This window comes from Phaeacidiphilus oryzae TH49, from assembly GCF_000744815.1.
GTDB classification, from domain to species: Bacteria; Actinomycetota; Actinomycetes; order Streptomycetales; family Streptomycetaceae; genus Phaeacidiphilus; species Phaeacidiphilus oryzae.
In genome coordinates this window covers 4948449-4962547 of the sequence record NZ_JQMQ01000005.1, presented here as the reverse complement: position 1 = coordinate 4962547, position 14099 = coordinate 4948449, and the positions used below count along the sequence as shown (strand labels likewise).

Annotated in this window: 15 protein-coding genes; 6 read left to right on the top strand and 9 right to left on the bottom strand. The window is 71.6% G+C overall.

Going from position 1 to position 14099, the window contains the following annotated elements:
* Positions 1-49: 49 nt before the first annotated feature.
* The 3 genes from BS73_RS25670 to BS73_RS25660 form a co-directional block, all read right to left on the bottom strand.
* Positions 50-1492, bottom strand: coding sequence for a S8 family serine peptidase (locus BS73_RS25670; RefSeq protein WP_063837067.1), 1443 nt, complete (start codon positions 1490-1492; stop codon positions 50-52).
* A 101-nt stretch (positions 1493-1593) separates the two neighbouring features.
* Complete coding sequence (locus BS73_RS38355; RefSeq protein WP_051940563.1) at positions 1594-3039, bottom strand: WXG100 family type VII secretion target; 1446 nt, start codon at positions 3037-3039, stop codon at positions 1594-1596.
* Positions 3040-3169: 130 nt separating this feature from the next.
* On the bottom strand, positions 3170-3487 hold the full coding sequence (locus BS73_RS25660; protein WP_051940559.1) for a hypothetical protein: 318 nt from the start codon (positions 3485-3487) through the stop codon (positions 3170-3172).
* A gap of 732 nt (positions 3488-4219) precedes the next feature.
* Between BS73_RS25660 and BS73_RS25655 the strand changes: the two genes are divergently transcribed.
* The 5 genes from BS73_RS25655 (at position 4220) to BS73_RS25635 (ending at position 7789) form a co-directional block, all read left to right on the top strand.
* The gene (locus BS73_RS25655) at positions 4220-4564 is read left to right on the top strand and encodes a hypothetical protein (protein WP_037576351.1); all 345 of its coding nucleotides are present in this window, start codon (positions 4220-4222) and stop codon (positions 4562-4564) included.
* Positions 4564-6114 (top strand): hypothetical protein, encoded by a 1551-nt coding sequence (locus tag BS73_RS25650; RefSeq protein ID WP_037576349.1) that lies wholly within the window; start codon positions 4564-4566, stop codon positions 6112-6114. The genes BS73_RS25655 and BS73_RS25650 overlap by 1 nt, the downstream gene beginning before the upstream one ends.
* A 15-nt stretch (positions 6115-6129) precedes the next feature.
* Positions 6130-6429 carry a hypothetical protein gene (locus tag BS73_RS25645; protein WP_037576346.1) on the top strand — a complete coding sequence of 100 codons (300 nt, stop codon included), beginning with the start codon at positions 6130-6132 and terminating at the stop codon, positions 6427-6429.
* Positions 6429-7127, top strand: a complete 699-nt coding sequence (locus BS73_RS25640) for a hypothetical protein (protein ID WP_152617722.1) — start codon at positions 6429-6431, stop codon at positions 7125-7127. The genes BS73_RS25645 and BS73_RS25640 overlap by 1 nt, the downstream gene beginning before the upstream one ends.
* A gap of 101 nt (positions 7128-7228) precedes the next feature.
* Entirely contained in the window at positions 7229-7789 is a 561-nt protein-coding gene (locus tag BS73_RS25635) for a GNAT family N-acetyltransferase (RefSeq protein ID WP_235215526.1), read from the top strand.
* On the opposite strand, the gene BS73_RS25630 is transcribed toward BS73_RS25635, so the two are convergent.
* The 5 genes from BS73_RS25630 to BS73_RS25610 form a co-directional block, all read right to left on the bottom strand.
* Positions 7758-8870: a YdcF family protein gene (locus BS73_RS25630; RefSeq protein ID WP_235215525.1), complete on the bottom strand. Its 1113-nt coding sequence runs from the start codon at positions 8868-8870 to the stop codon at positions 7758-7760. The two genes, BS73_RS25635 and BS73_RS25630, sit on opposite strands and share 32 nt — an antisense overlap.
* 273 nt (positions 8871-9143) lie before the next feature.
* Complete coding sequence (locus BS73_RS25625) at positions 9144-10961, bottom strand: MFS transporter (RefSeq protein WP_200886731.1); 1818 nt, start codon at positions 10959-10961, stop codon at positions 9144-9146.
* 274 nt (positions 10962-11235) lie between these two features.
* Complete coding sequence (locus BS73_RS37685) at positions 11236-11448, bottom strand: hypothetical protein (RefSeq protein ID WP_152617721.1); 213 nt, start codon at positions 11446-11448, stop codon at positions 11236-11238.
* A 92-nt stretch (positions 11449-11540) separates the two neighbouring features.
* Positions 11541-12305: a hypothetical protein gene (locus BS73_RS25615; RefSeq protein ID WP_037576342.1), complete on the bottom strand. Its 765-nt coding sequence runs from the start codon at positions 12303-12305 to the stop codon at positions 11541-11543.
* A 29-nt stretch (positions 12306-12334) separates the two neighbouring features.
* Positions 12335-12880: a GNAT family N-acetyltransferase gene (locus BS73_RS25610; protein WP_051941550.1), complete on the bottom strand. Its 546-nt coding sequence runs from the start codon at positions 12878-12880 to the stop codon at positions 12335-12337.
* Positions 12881-13037: 157 nt separating this feature from the next.
* On the opposite strand from BS73_RS25610, the gene BS73_RS25605 reads away from it, so the two are divergent.
* The gene (locus BS73_RS25605) at positions 13038-13790 is read left to right on the top strand and encodes a class I SAM-dependent methyltransferase (protein ID WP_037576340.1); all 753 of its coding nucleotides are present in this window, start codon (positions 13038-13040) and stop codon (positions 13788-13790) included.
* On the opposite strand, the gene BS73_RS25600 is transcribed toward BS73_RS25605, so the two are convergent.
* Positions 13783-14055, bottom strand: coding sequence for a hypothetical protein (locus tag BS73_RS25600; RefSeq protein ID WP_037576338.1), 273 nt, complete (start codon positions 14053-14055; stop codon positions 13783-13785). The two genes, BS73_RS25605 and BS73_RS25600, sit on opposite strands and share 8 nt — an antisense overlap.
* Positions 14056-14099: the final 44 nt, after the last annotated feature.

The following is a 14099-nucleotide window of genomic DNA, read 5'->3' as shown; positions in this document are numbered from 1 at the left end:
GTCGCGATTTCCGCGACAGATCCCCGAGCGGGCAAGGGCCGTCCGACGATCAGCGGCCCGGCTGGTGACCGCCGCCGCCGGGCGCGCCACCGTACGGCGGCTGCTGAGGGGGCTGGGCCTGGGGCTGGGCGTACGGGTTGTTCTGGTAGACCGACTGGGGAGGCTGTCCTCCCCCGCCGCCGGGCATGCCGGCCGGAGGCTGGTAGCCGCCGGTCTGCGGAGTCTGCTGCGGATACGGCGGGTACTGCCCGCCGCCGGCGCCGCCCGATCCGCCGCCGTAACCCCCGGGCCCGCCACCGGAGTTCCGGTTGCGGCGCCGGACCAGCAGCACGATCACCACGATCACCGCGACGACCACCACCAGCCCGACCAGGACGCCGATGACGACCCCGTTCGAGGAGCTCTTGCTGCCGGCGGCCTGGGATCCCGGCCCCGACGAACCCGTCGCGGCGGTGCCGCCCGGCTGACTGCTCAACGCCTTCGCCTGCGGCAGCGGACCGCTCGCCGGCCCGGCCGGGATGTTCTCGGTGAGCGCGGCGTGCGGCAGGATCACGCCGTAACCCCAGTGCGCGTCCGGCGCCTTGATGCCCTTCGGCTCGCCCGCGGACCTGATGATGCGGTTGACGACCTGACCGGCGGTCAGGTCGGGGTACTTGGCGCGGATGAGGGCGGCGAGCCCCGATACGTAGGCGGCGGCCGGGCTGGTTCCCGTACCCATTCCGTACTGGGTGTCGCTGCCGTTGTTTGCGCTGACGATGTTCTCAGCCGGAGCAACCACGGTGATGTGACCGTAGTTCTCACCGCTCCAAACGGTGTCGGCCTTGGTCAGCCCTCCGACAGAGATCACCCCGGGATATTTCGCCGGGTACCCGACGTTGTCCAGCGAATCGTTGCCGGCGGCAGCCACGAGGACGACGTTGTGCTGCTCGGCGTAGGCGACGGCCGACAGCTCCTCCGCGCTCGACGTGAGGTTGCCGATGGACATGTTGATGACGCCGGCGTGGTGATCCACGGCCCATCGGATGGCCGCTGCTACATCCTGATGACTGGTGGCCGCGGCATTGTTGCTGTCTCCTGTGAGTGCCACAGCGATCGGCAGGATCTTCGCGCCGGGGGCGATTCCCTTCATCCCCTCCGAACCGCCAGGGCCGTGACCGTGCCCGGCGATGGCGCTCGCCATCGCTGTCCCGTGCCCCTGACCACTCGCACTGTGGTCGACCCAGCCCTTGTCCGCGGGGGTGAGGAAGTCCTTTCCGGGGAGAACCTGCCCCTTGAGGTCCACATGAGAGGCCCGAACGCCGGAGTCGATCACAGCGACGGTCTGGCCGGCTCCAGTCGTGATAGGCCAGACGTTCTGTGGCACCTCCCACTGCTTGAGCGCCCACTCGGCATCCCGCACCTGGTCAGCACTCGCGGTCGGAGAAACCGCGAGTACCAGGCCTCCCGCGAGCGCCGCTCCCACGACCGCACGCAACACCCGCGTGAAGGCCATTCGCTGTACCCCATTCCTTCCATGCCGATGGCCCCGGGGGGAGATCCCACGGGGCCATCGGCCACTTGCGTCGAGCGTCATATTGAAGTCTTGACGACCTGCTACCCGATCACCGGAGGGTTCGGGACATCATCCTGCATCCAGGTCTCCTCGTCTTCAACGAGGTAGTCCGCGCGTCCCTTGCGGTCCTTCTTACGGCCACCCCCGCGGCCCATACCGCCCATGCCGCCCATCATGCCTCGGTTGCCCATGCCGCCCTCGCCCTCGGCCGCGCCACCACCGATGCCGGAGCCGCCCTTGGTGAAGGCACTCTCGCCGGCCATTCCGGCCTCGCCCTCCAGCGCGGCACCGCCCCTGCCGCCGAGCGCGGCCCGCTCGGCCGCGGTGAGCTCGGCCTCCGACGCGGCGCCGCCGAGCCCGCCCTTGCCGAGGCCTCCCTCGCCGGCGAAGCCGCCACCTCCGAAGCGCGACCGGCCGCCGAGTCCGCCCGTAGCGCCGAGGCCGCCGATGACGCCGAGGCCGCCCACCCCGCCGAGACCGCTGTGTCCACCGGCGGAGCCTCCGCCGAACCCCTGCGGCCCGGTGGGGTTGATCACCCCGGTGCTCCCGCCCTGGCCACCCGACACCCCGTCGATTCCGGTGGTGCTGGGGAGGCCGGTCAGATGGGGCTGGGCGATTCCGCCGCTGATACCGCCTCCGCCGGGACCGGAGTAGTGGCCGCCGCCGGTGACCACGCCGCCACCGGAGGTGGAGTTGGGCGACTCCGGCGTACCCGAACTCGGCTGGGTCACCGATCCGGTGTGCTCCTTGACCGGCTGGGGCCAGACACCCAGGTTCTCCCTGCCGCCCCCAGGCGTCTGCTGCAGGATCGCCGCGTTGTTGTTGTAGTCGGTCCCCAGGCTCTGCATGACGAGGACGTTGTGCTGCTTCGCCTCCATCTGGGCGCTGAGCTGGCTGCCGTCCTTCTGCACCGCCTCGGCGAGGCCGTACTTCGCGGCGTCGGTCTTGAACTGGTAGTCCGAGCGCTCGGAGGTGAGGGCGCGGCTGGCGCGGTCCCACCAGCTGGGGGCGTGCTTGATGTTGGACTGCGCCCGGGTGAGCGACTCGCTGGAGCTCTTCAGCGCGGTGTGGGCGTTCTTCGCGTAGGTCAGGCTGTTGGTGAGGCTGGTGTGCAGCGTCTCGGCGTGGGTGCGGAAGCCGTCCGCGGCCGGGCCCGTCCAGTGCTCCAGCATGTTGTTCACATGCGTGTGGAGCTCCTTGGTGATGTCGGCGATCTGGTCGTGGATCTTCATGTACTGGTCCGCGACCGAGGAGATCCGACCCGGGTTGGCGTTGGCCACCATGTCGACCAGGGCCTGGGTGTCGCCCGCCGCCTCGAAGTCGGTGGTGAACCCGCCGGCGCCGTAGTGGCCGCCGTGGTTCTTGGCGAGCACCTGCTTCCAGGCCGCGTCGGCCTCGTTCTGCTGCTGCTGCATCTGCTGCGCCAGCTGCGGGTCGTAGTACCCGTCCGGCCCGTATCCGTACGCGTAGGCGTCGGAGCCACCCATGTCCCTGTCCTCTTCTTCCCTGCCGCGCCCGGCCCCCAGGCTTAGCGCCCCCGTACCGGAACTCGAGTTGTGGTCATGTGCCGTGGCCGCAGCTCAGCGGCCGACAAACGTGCTATCGCGACCGCTGCCGTCAGTGGTTCATCATCGAGTCGGACGTCGCCGTCTCGTGCTGCTGATAGCCGTTGTGGACCTGGGTGGTCCGACCGTGGAAGTCCTGGATCATGGACTTCAGGGACGTGATCATCCCCTGGATCTCCGAGCGCATCGTCTCGTGCGCCTGGTGCAGCTGGGTGGCCTCGACGAAGTTGTGGCCGAAGTCGGTGGACTCGAGATTCGTGTCGTGCACCGCGCACTGTTCCGGGCCGCCCATGGAGTCGCACACACCCTGCAGCTTCTTGATGGTGTCCTGCAGGTAGTCCAGGTCGACCGAGTACCCCTGACCGGTCATGCCGTCTCTCCCCGTTCCCCTCGCCTAGTCCTGCTCGTCGCTCGCCTCGTCCGGTTGCGTCCGGGCGCTACAGCCCGCCCCGGCAAGCACAGGCAGAACACATCATATGAGCCGCATCAAGCGTGTTCCACATCCGTTGCGATCCCAACACCGTAGGAGAATGGCCACGGTGGTACGGGCGGCGTCACCGCGGTGGACCGGCCCGTCCCGGCGCGACCCGCACCGCCGGCACCAGCCGACCGTCCGCGACTCCCCTACCAGGGTTGTTGCCTGCGGCCCAGGCGCCCAACCCGCTGTCGGGGGACGGGATCCGTTGTACGGGCGACGTGTTGGGGCGTCCCGGCGGGGAGATGGGAGGGTTCGGCGGGGATTACGTGGCGACGCTTCGCAGGGCCGTGCGGCGCACCGAATCGCCGCTTCCCCGGGTACAGGACGTCCGCGGCCTCCACGGCGTCCACGGCCTCCACGGCGTCACCTGACCGGGTGACCGCCCTGCGCAGCGTCGGCCCCGTCCCTGGGCAGGCTCGGCTCCGCACCGCTCCCGTCTCGCTCCCGCGTCCCACCCGCCCGCCGTTCGGCACGAGGCCCGGGTGGGCCGGGAGGGTACGAATCAGAAGTCCGGACCCGACGTCCCCGCCTTTGCCTCGGCTTGGTGGCTTCCCCGGCCGCGATTGTTAGGGTCTTCTCCGGCCGATGGACGTAGTGGCGAGGAACGGTAAGCGGGGGCTGCGGATGGCATCGTCATACTTCAAGACCGAGCTCGGTGTGCTGGATCGGCTGACCAATATGCTGACGGACTCGGAGGAGTGCATGGACTCCGCGCTCCGGGCGATGAAGGACGAGAGCTCCGGCAGGATCGGGACTCCCGAACTCGACCAGGCCTGCGCGGACTTCCAGAAGACCTGGGCCTACGGCCTCGAACAGATGAAGAAGTCCTCGACGGACCTGCGGGACGGCCTGAAGAACACCAGTGCCAATTACCGCCAGGTCGAGAATGCGCTCCAGAACGAGTTGAAGAAGCTCAACGCGACCATTCCCGGGCAGAGCACGGGGAGCGGTTCGGGGAGCGGTTCCTGATGGCGGGCGACTGGCACGGGAACTACGACGTACTGGGCAGCGCGGGCGGCGCCATGCCGCTGGCCTTCCTCGACTGGAACCCGCCGACGCTGGCCGACGTACTGCACGCCGGCGGCTCGAACATCCTCGCCGGGGGTGTCGGCCCGAGCCTGACCGCCGGCTCCGGCTACGAGGGCCTCGGCCGGCCGCCCGCGCCCGGCACCGCCTACCCGGCGCTCGGGATCGACCCGGCGGCCGGTGATCCGGCCGAGGTCGCCCGCCTGGTCGGCGCCCTGAGCGGGGCGGCACAGAAGCTGGCCTCCGCGCAGGAGCTGATCCAGAAGATGGCCGACGACAAGGACTCCTGGCAGGGCTCGGCGGCGGAGGCCTTCCACGCCAAGCTCAAGGAGGACCTGCCGAAGTACCTGAAGGAGGGTCAGGAGTCCCTGCAGAAGGCGGCCCACGACCTCGGCGGGTGGGAGACCCGGCTGAACGACCACCGCTCCCGGGCCCGGTCCATCGAGGCGGACGCGCAGAGCGCGCGCAGCAGCTTCGGCACGGCCTGGTCCGATGCGGTGGCGGCGGTGCGGAGCAACAGCGACGCCCTCGCGCTCCAAGGCCGGCACTTCGACTCCGACCAGGCGCTCCAGCAGGCCGACGACCGGATCAAGGCCGCGATGTCCACCGTCGAAGACGCCGTCAGGCGGGTGGACAACGCGTTCTCGACCCTCCATCAGGCGATCACGGACGCGAAGAAGCTGGCCGACGAGCACTTCCACGACGCCTCCTCGGTCGCCGACGCGTTGCGCAAGGACGCGAAGGACCTCGCCCCGCACAAGCCGAACCCGATCCTGAACTGGATCAAGGAGCACGGCGGCGACATCCTCGGCGCGGCCGCGGCGGTCTGCGGTGTGCTCGCGCTGTTCTGCCCGGTGTTCGCGATCCCGGCGATCCTGCTGAGTGTCGGGGCGCTGGGGCTGCACTCCTGGAAGATGGCCAGCGACGGCGCCAAGCTCTGGCCCCCGACCAGCGCCGAGGCCCTCGGCAACTGGGCCACTCTGGGGTGCGACGCGCTGGGGGCGGTGCCGGGGATCGGCCCTGCGGCGAAGGCCGCCGGCTTCCTGAAGGACGCGGCCGAGGCCGGGGAGGCGGCCGGAGCGGTGGCGAAGGGCGCGGAGGGCGCCGAGGCCGCGACGAAGGCAGCGGAGGGCGCGGGAGAAGCGGCGAAGACGCCGGGTTTCGCGAGCCGGTGGGGATCGGCTGCCAAGGAAATGGCGGGCGGAGACGGGGCGGTCAACCCCATTTTGAAGAGCGCGGCCAAGAGCATGGGGATGGACAAGGAGTCGGCTGCATTCGCCGGAAAGCTGGTGCAGTTTCATATCAACGCCACCGGCGCGGCGTTCGCTGCGGCCGGGGTCGTCCCCGGAGTGGCGGAAGACCCGTCGTATGCAAATTCCAATACCAGCGTCCTGCTCGGATCCGATGGACTCGTGGCCGGGCCCGCGTTGCGGGATGGTGCGCACGGAACCACCGCTATCGTCGGTGGACTTGCCAAACTCGCACGTGGTTAACGGAGGGATGCCGTCATGGTGCTGATCGTCGTGGTGGTCTGCGTGGTGGCAGCGCTGATCGCGAGCTACTACACGCTTCAGTGGAGGAACCGCCACCGCCCGGCAGAAGAGCAGGAGGCGGCGTTTCGTAAGGAGTTCGACCGACCGCAAGTGGGGCCGGCTCCTGACCAGGTGGAGATCGACCTGGACGACTACAGGTTGCCCCTCGACCGGATGAAGGCCATCGGAGCCGATTGCGGGTTCGAGTTCCAGCGGACCGCATGGATGGGCAAGCAGGGAAAGCGCGCCTACTTCGTTCGCCGCCAGGAGGGGTGATGCCGACAACTGACGCGATGGGGCTGCGGATCCCCGAGTTCTTCGTCGACCTCCCGCACCTCGACGACCCCGGCCTCCTTCTCGACAAGCTGCGCGAGGTCGTCGACGCCGTCGCCGCGGACGCCTCCCCCTCCGATCGCGAAACGCTTCTGACGCTGTATCGGACGGCCTACGGCTCGCTCCTCGCCGAGGGGGCGATCTACGTCGGGTACGGGTACTTCCGTACCGACGACGGCGGGTTGTCGATGGCCACGCTGAACGTCTTCGTCAAGGACCAGGAGGAGGCGAACCCGCATCTCACCATCGCCCAGATCCTGAAGGCGCACGCCGAGGGCGGGCCGCGGCACGCCCCGGGGGTCTCCGCCACACCGATCGAACTCCCCTGCGGGCCGGCCGCGTTCGTCATCCGGATGACGCTCGCACCGGACGACGTCGAAGCCGTCTCCCCGATGGCCTGGCAGGCGCAGGCGGTGATCCCGTTCCCGCAGGGCCAGCGCAAGGTCGTGGTGATCGACCTCAGCACGCCCTGCCCCACCGAGGCGCCGTACTACGCGGGCATCCTCGACGCCATCGCCCACACGGTCACCTTCACCACCACCAACCCCGAAGCGGTGCAGGACAGCCCGGACGGCGGGGCCGGCGAGGACGCCGCCGACGCCGAGGACCCCCGATCCCGCATCTCCCAAGCCCTCGGCTGACCGGCAGGGCAGAGGCGCCCGGCCGCCGGCTCCGCCCGGCCGCCCCCCGACCACCGCCTAATTCGCTCGAACCCGGCCCCGCAACTCAGTAGCGTCCTCCCATGAGCTCTGCGGATGAACCACATCCCAGCACCGCCGCCGTCCCCGCGGTCCCCGCCGTCCCCGCCGTCACCATCCGGTCCGCGACGGCCGCCGACGCGGCGGATCTCGCCCGCATCCATCTGGACTCCCGGGCCGCGACCATGCCGTATCTGCCCCCGCAGCGGCGGACCGCCGAGGAGGTCGCCGCATGGTTCGGGTCGGTCGTCCTCCGCACCTGCCGAGTCTGGGTGGCGGTACGGGCCGCGGAGTCGAGCCGCCGCCTCGACACCGTCGGCTACGCCGCCGTCGACGGCGATCTGCTGGAGCACCTCTACCTCCGGCCGGACGTCCGCCGCCAGGGCATCGGCACCCTGCTTCTCGACGCGGCCAAGCGGCACAGCCCCCACGGCCTCTCCCTGCACGTCTTCCAGCAGAACACCGAGGCCCGGGCGTTCTACACGCGCCACGGCTTCCGCACCCTCGACACCAGTGACGGCGCGCGCAACATGGAGCACCTCCCGGACATGACCCTGCGCTGGGACGGCGGCGCTACGCCGCCGACAGCAGAGCGCCGAGCATGAGCAGCCCGCACACCAGCAGGTTCAGCCCCTTCTTCGCCATGACGATCGCGACGAACTCCCGGATCACCGCCGACGGCCAGAAGTACCGGGCCGTGGGCGAGCCCACCACCTCGCTGCGGATCCGGACCCGGCGGGCCGTCAGGGCCGCCCGCAGCACGTGGTAGTTGTTGGTCACGACCAGGCAGCGGTAGCCCTCGGGGAGGCTGCGGTCCAGGATCTCCTTGCTGAACCTCAGGTTCTCCGCGGTGGTCGTCGAGCGGTCCTCCCGTACCACCCGCTCGGCCGGTACGCCGGCGGCGATCAGGTAGTCCGCCATGGCGTGCGCCTCGGGCAGGTCCTCCCCCGGACCCTGGCCGCCTGATACCACGATGACCGGCAGGGCCTGTCCCGGCGCCGCCGCCTGCCCCGCTTGACCTGTCTGCCCCGCCTGCCCCGCCTGCCCCGCCTGACCTGTCTGCCCCGCCTTTCCGGCCGCCTTGGCCTCCGCCTTCTCGAACTCGGCCCGCCCCCGGTCGAGTCGCGAGGCGAGCAGCGGCGGCACCCGCGACCCGATCAGCCCCGACCCGAGGACGATCACGGCGTCCACCCGCCCCCAGTACGGGAGCCGGGCGTAGAAGAGCGAGTAGAGCAGAAAGCTGCTGAAGAGGAACGAGACGTACGCGAGGAGCACCACTAGCACCACCTGGAGCGCGTGCAGCGGCAGGCTGTCGATCCACTCGCAGATGGCGAAGAACACCCCGTACCCGACCATCCCCAGCCCCACCAGCAGCGAGAGGAGGTTCGCCGGCCGGAGGCCCTCTCTGCGCACCATCGTCACGCCGTTGCAGATCAGGAAGACGGCGAGCAGCACCACCGCCGCGACGAGGGCCAGCACGAGCAGTACGGCCAGCAGGACGGCGCCCTCGGGCAGGAACAGCCTCAGCGTGTCGAAGGCGGACAGCAGCGCGCAGAGGACGAGGAAGAAGAGGTAGACGGCGTTGCGCAGCCGGCGGCGGTCCCGGACGGTCGCCACCGTGAAGACGATCAGCCAGAACAGCGTGGCGGGGTACAGCAGGAACAGGAGGGGTACGGATACGGGCACGCGACGGTTCCCCAAGGCTCGGCGACGACTAAGGACGGCGGCGGCGACGGCGGCGGGGGCCGACCGGACCGGTGCCGACAGCGACTCCGGCTCCACTCCGACTCCGGTTCCGGCTCCGACCCCGGTTCCGGCTCCTCGTCCGACCCGGGCGAGACGCCGTCGCTCTCAGCATCGCCCTCGGCGTCGGCCGGCGCCATCACCGACGGCGTCGACACAGGCATCGGCGGTACCGGGCTCGAGCCGGGGGCCGACCCGCCTCCCACCACGCGCGCTTCAATGCCCAGGACGCCGGGCACGCCCCACCAGTTCCTCCCGGCTACTCCGTACCCCTGCGCTCGCCCGTACCCCTGCGCTCGCGCGTCCCGCTGCGCTCGCGCTCCCCCGCGTTCTCCTCCGCCCCCGCCCCGCCCCCACGCCCGCCTCCCGCGCGTCCGACTCCCGCGCGTCCGACTCCCCGCCCCCCGCCTCGTTCCCGTCCACGCCCCGTCCGCGTCCCGGTGCCCACGCCGCCAGGACCACCGTCGCCACGCCCGTGACGATCGCCAGGACGAGGAACGCGTCATGCATCCCGTGGACGAAGGCAAGCCGTCCCGCCTCGGCGACCCGGGCTCCCGCACGGCCCGGCAGACGACCGGCGATCTGCAGCGCCGCCGCCAGGGACTCCCCAGCCCGCGCCCCCACGCCGGAACCGCCGCCACCGCCGCCACCTCCAGGCGCCGCCCCTCCCCCCAGCGCGAAATGCGCGTGGTACCCGCTCGCCAGCAGGCTCCCGGCGAGGGCGATTCCGATGGCGGCGCCGATCTCCCGGGTGGCGTCGTTGACCGCCGACGCCACACCCTGCTTGCCGCGCGGCACCCCGCGGACGATCGCCGTGGTGGCCGGCGCCCCGCTGGTGCCCAGCCCGGCGCCGAACAGGGCGAGGTAGGCCGTCATTCGCGGGTAGTCCGGTGCGACTCCGAGGCCGCTGACCCCGACCAGCGAGACAGTGATCATCGCCAGCCCGGCCGCCGTCATCGCTCGCAGCCCGACCCGCTCGGCCAGCCACGGCGCGAAGACGGCTATCAGCACCAGCGGAACGGTCATCGGCGCCAGCGCCAGTCCGGCGCGCAACGCCGAGTAGCCCCACACCAGTTGGAGGTACTGCATCTGCAGGTAGAAGATCCCGAAGGTGGCGACGAACTGCACCGTCATCGACGCCGAGCCGGTGCCGAAGCCGCGCCGCCCGAACAGCCGGATGTCCAGCAGCGGTGCGGCCAGCCGCCGTTCGAGGAGCACGAAGCAGGCCACGGCCACCGCCCCGCCGCTCAGCGTGCCCAGGACCACCGGGCTGCTCCACCCGTGGTCGGGCGCCTCGATGACGCCGAAGACCACCAGCCCGACGGCCACCGCGGAGAGCACCGAACCGGCCAGGTCGAGCCGGGGCGCCCCGGTCTCCCGCGAGGCGGGCAGGAAGCAGCCGCCGACCACGAGCACCAGCGCCAGCAGCGCGGTCGCCGCGAAGACCGCCTCCCACGACCAGACCGCCAGCAGCGCCCCGGCGCCCAGCAGTCCCAACGCCCCTCCCGCGCCTGCGAATCCGGCCCACACCCCGACCGCGCGCGAGGCCTGCCGGGCGGGGAACTCGGCAGTGAGGATGGCCAGCGTGGCGGGCATCACAAGACCGGCTCCGAGGCCGGCCGCGGCCCGGCAGACGATGATCCACTCCGGTGCGTCCACCACTACCGGGACCGCCGACGCGACCGCGAAGACGCCGAGCCCGGCCAGCAGCAGTCCGCGCCGCCCGCGCCGGTCGCCCACCGCGCCGGCCGGCAGCAGCACGCAGGCCAGGGCCAGGGTGTAGGCGTCGACGATCCAGGTCGACTGGGTCTGTCCGGCGCCGGTATCGCGCGCCAGGTCGGGCAGGGTCGTGGTCAGCGACGCCACGGCCGCCATCACCAGGGAGACCGCCAGGCAGGAGACCACCAGCGTCCAGATGCGGCCCCAGGACCAGTCCCGCATCTTGGCCGCCTTTGCCGTCTCGGCCGTCTCGGTCGCCCTTGCCGCCCTTGCCGCCCTTGCCGCCTCGGTCGCCTCGGTTTCCGGCCCGGCCACGCCCACCACCCACATTCCCGACACACGCGTCGGCGCCGACCGAGAGCAGCGCTCGGAACCGCGCGCTCGCGCCCCGCCCCGCCCCGCTCATAGTCTGACGCTCCGTCAGAAACGCTCGTACCCGGCTGGCCCGACTCACACCAGGCCCGCACAGAAGAGTCACGGCAGTACCCGCCCGACTCGCCGCCGCCCCTCCGACTCCCCGCCCCTCCGCCTCTCCGCTTTCTGCCCTCGTGGCCCCGTTCCCCCGCTCCCCCGAGACCCCCGCTACCCCCTACCCCGCAGCCCCGCGCGGCGGATACCCCGGCATCGGCGGCAGCACCCCCGCCGCCAACCCCCGTACCACGGCGGCCTGGTTGCGCCAGGCCTCCACCGTCGCGCGGGTCCGGTCCTCCAGCGCCCGGGCCGCCGTCTCCAGCACCTCGGCCAGCGCCACCTCTCGCACGATCGACCCGTCCCGCTGCTGCCCCACCGCTCCCGTCGGCACAGGACCCCGCCTCCAAGCCAGTTCCGTCATCGCAGCCGGTTCCGGCCAGGATCAGCAGCCGACCCAGCGCCGTCAAGGCGTCCCAAGGTCCCTCAAGGCCTCTCAGGGCCCCGCCGAGGTGCCCCCCTGCCCCCCGAAGAACCGGCCGCCGCCATCCAGCGCAGCCCCTGCTTCAGGTAGGCGCGGGGGTTGGTGTCCAGATGGCGCGCCCAGGCAGGGGTGCCGGTCTCACCGCGCAGGCGGGCGTAGCAGGCGAGGGCGTAGCCGAACATCTGCTCGGAGAGGTAGCCGAGCCGCGCAGACGACCACCCGTCGCCGCCCTGCCGGAACTCGAAGGCGGCGTTGGCGTTGAAGACCCCGAGGCCGAAGTAGACCGTCAGCAGGTCGGTGAGCTGCTCGTGGTCGCGCTGCCCGGGGTTCAGGCCGCGCTCCTCGATCAGCAGGACGTGGCCGAGCTCATGGGCGACGACCGCGACCAGCGCCGTCGGGCGGGCGGCCAGCCGCCCGTCGACCGACACCACCGCTCGCCCGCCCTGCCGGCGGTAGTGCCCGGCGGCGCTGCGGGAGCTGCGGTTCAGGCGGAGCCCGGCGACCATCGCGTCCTCCCCGTCGTCCGGCTCCACCTCGACCTCCACCCGGTCGGCCGCCACCCCCATGTACCCGCAGACCCGCGCGACGACCTGCCGGACGTCCGCCTCCGACCCGGCGTACGGGCCGGGGAAGAACTCCGCCGTCGGCAGCACAGGCGCCCGGGTCAGCGGTTCCGGCCCGAACTCCCCGGCCAGCAGGGCCATGGACTTCTCGATCCAGGCCCGCGCCTCCGGCCCGACCGGGCACTTGGCGGCGAACAGCCCCACGACGACGCCTCCTCCTCAGCCAACACCGGTCACTCCCCTACGCCCCCCTCGCCCTTCTCCCTCCCCTCTCCTCCCCCCACGCTGAACGAGATCCAGACGTCCGGCCGCAGCTCCGGACGGCCCGGCACCGGTCGGCGCTCCTCGCTCCACCGGTCGCCGGCGGCCTCGGTCGCCACCCGGCGCCAGAAGCTCACCGCACCGCGGTTGGCGTCCTGGAAGGCGACCTCCCATGCCCCCGGGTGACCGGCCAGCACCTCCCCCACCGCCCGCAGCCCGACCCCCGCCCGGCGCACCCCGCGCACGACGAAGAAGCTGTTCAGCACCCGTACCGGGGACCCCAGTCCGCGGACGAACGCGAACCCGGCCGGACGGTCGCCGCAGACCACCAGGTACGGCGCCCAGTCGACGTCCTCGAAGGCCGCCCGCAGCCGCTCGTCGCGAAAGGTCCCGTCGGGGTTGGGCAGCGCGTTCGACGCGCCCTGGAACTCGGACATGTCATGACGGAACATCAGCCACAGCCGCTCCACGACGGAACGGTCGGCGGGGAGGGCGGGACGAACGGAGACACTCGGCATCGGATTCATGAGACTCCTTCGGATTCGGCAGAAGCGAAGACAGCCCGCGGGCATGAAAAAAGCCTCCCCGCCGGATCCACCTGATCCGGGCCAGGAAGGCTGTTCGTACCGCCGTCATTCTACCAGTCGCCCTCTGCCACAATGCCAGAATGCCCCCATGCCGACAGCCGACGAAGAAGAGGTGAGGCACCGCCAGGCCGGCTCCTTCGGGTCGGCGGCGGACGCCTACGAACGGGGCCGCCCGCCGTACCCGCCGGAGGCGGTTGCGTGGCTGCTGCCCGAGGACGCGCGCACGGTGGTCGATCTCGGCGCGGGCACCGGCAAGTTGACCCGCGCGCTCCGGGCCCCCGGGCGGGAGGTGATCGCCGTTGAGCCGTCCTCCGGCATGCGCGAGGAGTTCTCCCGCGTACTCCCCGACGTCCGCGTCCTGGACGGCACCGGTGAGTCGATCCCCCTCCCCGACTCAACCGCCGACGCCGTTCTCTGCGCCCAGGCCTGGCACTGGGTGGCCCCGGAGCGCGCCGTTCCCGAGGCCGCCCGGGTGCTGCGCCCCGGCGGGCGGTTGGGACTGGTCTGGAACCTCCGTGACGTCTCGGTCCCCTGGGTCGCCGAGCTGGAGGGGATCCTCCGCCACTACGCGGCGGCCCCGACCGAGGACCGCCAGGTCGACCGCGTAGTCACCCCGTTCGGCCCGGTCTCGCGGCAGGACTTCCACTGGAGCCACCCCATGACGAGCGCCCGGATCCTCGACATGATCTCCTCCCGCAGCTACGTCATCACCCTCGACCCCGCCCCGAGGGCGGAGCTCCTCCGCCGCGTCCGGGCCCTCCTGGAGGCCCACCGCCCCACCGAGCTCCCCTACCGGACCGAGTGCTACCGCTCGACGCTGACCGCTGACCCGCTCAGATGACGTTGTAGCCCCTCGGCGCGTCGTAGATGTCCGCCTCCAGGACGTAGACGACCCGCCGGGACGGGATCACGATGAACTCCACCATCGCGGAGTCCTCCCGACTCGCCCGCGTGAGCTCGTCATTCGTGTACCGCAGACCGGTTCCGGGACCGTAGGGATCCTCGGCGACCTTCCTGACGAGCCGCAGCAGCCGCCGCCGGTCGTCGGCCGGAAGGAAGTCCCGAAGCCTCGCCGCCCGCTCGGTGTACTCAACCCGATACCTCATGGTGCTCGGAGGCTATGCCGCCGCCCGCGCGCCCGACCAGCGAA

Coding starts and splice junctions, on each gene's coding strand:
- BS73_RS25670 (WP_063837067.1), bottom strand. CDS start 1,492: ATGGCCTTCACGCGGGTGTTGCGTGCGGTCGTGGGAGCGGCGCTCGCG.
- BS73_RS38355 (WP_051940563.1), bottom strand. CDS start 3,039: ATGGGTGGCTCCGACGCCTACGCGTACGGATACGGGCCGGACGGGTAC.
- BS73_RS25660 (WP_051940559.1), bottom strand. CDS start 3,487: ATGACCGGTCAGGGGTACTCGGTCGACCTGGACTACCTGCAGGACACC.
- BS73_RS25655 (WP_037576351.1), top strand. CDS start 4,220: ATGGCATCGTCATACTTCAAGACCGAGCTCGGTGTGCTGGATCGGCTG.
- BS73_RS25650 (WP_037576349.1), top strand. CDS start 4,564: ATGGCGGGCGACTGGCACGGGAACTACGACGTACTGGGCAGCGCGGGC.
- BS73_RS25645 (WP_037576346.1), top strand. CDS start 6,130: ATGGTGCTGATCGTCGTGGTGGTCTGCGTGGTGGCAGCGCTGATCGCG.
- BS73_RS25640 (WP_152617722.1), top strand. CDS start 6,429: ATGCCGACAACTGACGCGATGGGGCTGCGGATCCCCGAGTTCTTCGTC.
- BS73_RS25635 (WP_235215526.1), top strand. CDS start 7,229: ATGAGCTCTGCGGATGAACCACATCCCAGCACCGCCGCCGTCCCCGCG.
- BS73_RS25610 (WP_051941550.1), bottom strand. CDS start 12,880: ATGCCGAGTGTCTCCGTTCGTCCCGCCCTCCCCGCCGACCGTTCCGTC.
- BS73_RS25605 (WP_037576340.1), top strand. CDS start 13,038: ATGCCGACAGCCGACGAAGAAGAGGTGAGGCACCGCCAGGCCGGCTCC.
- BS73_RS25600 (WP_037576338.1), bottom strand. CDS start 14,055: ATGAGGTATCGGGTTGAGTACACCGAGCGGGCGGCGAGGCTTCGGGAC.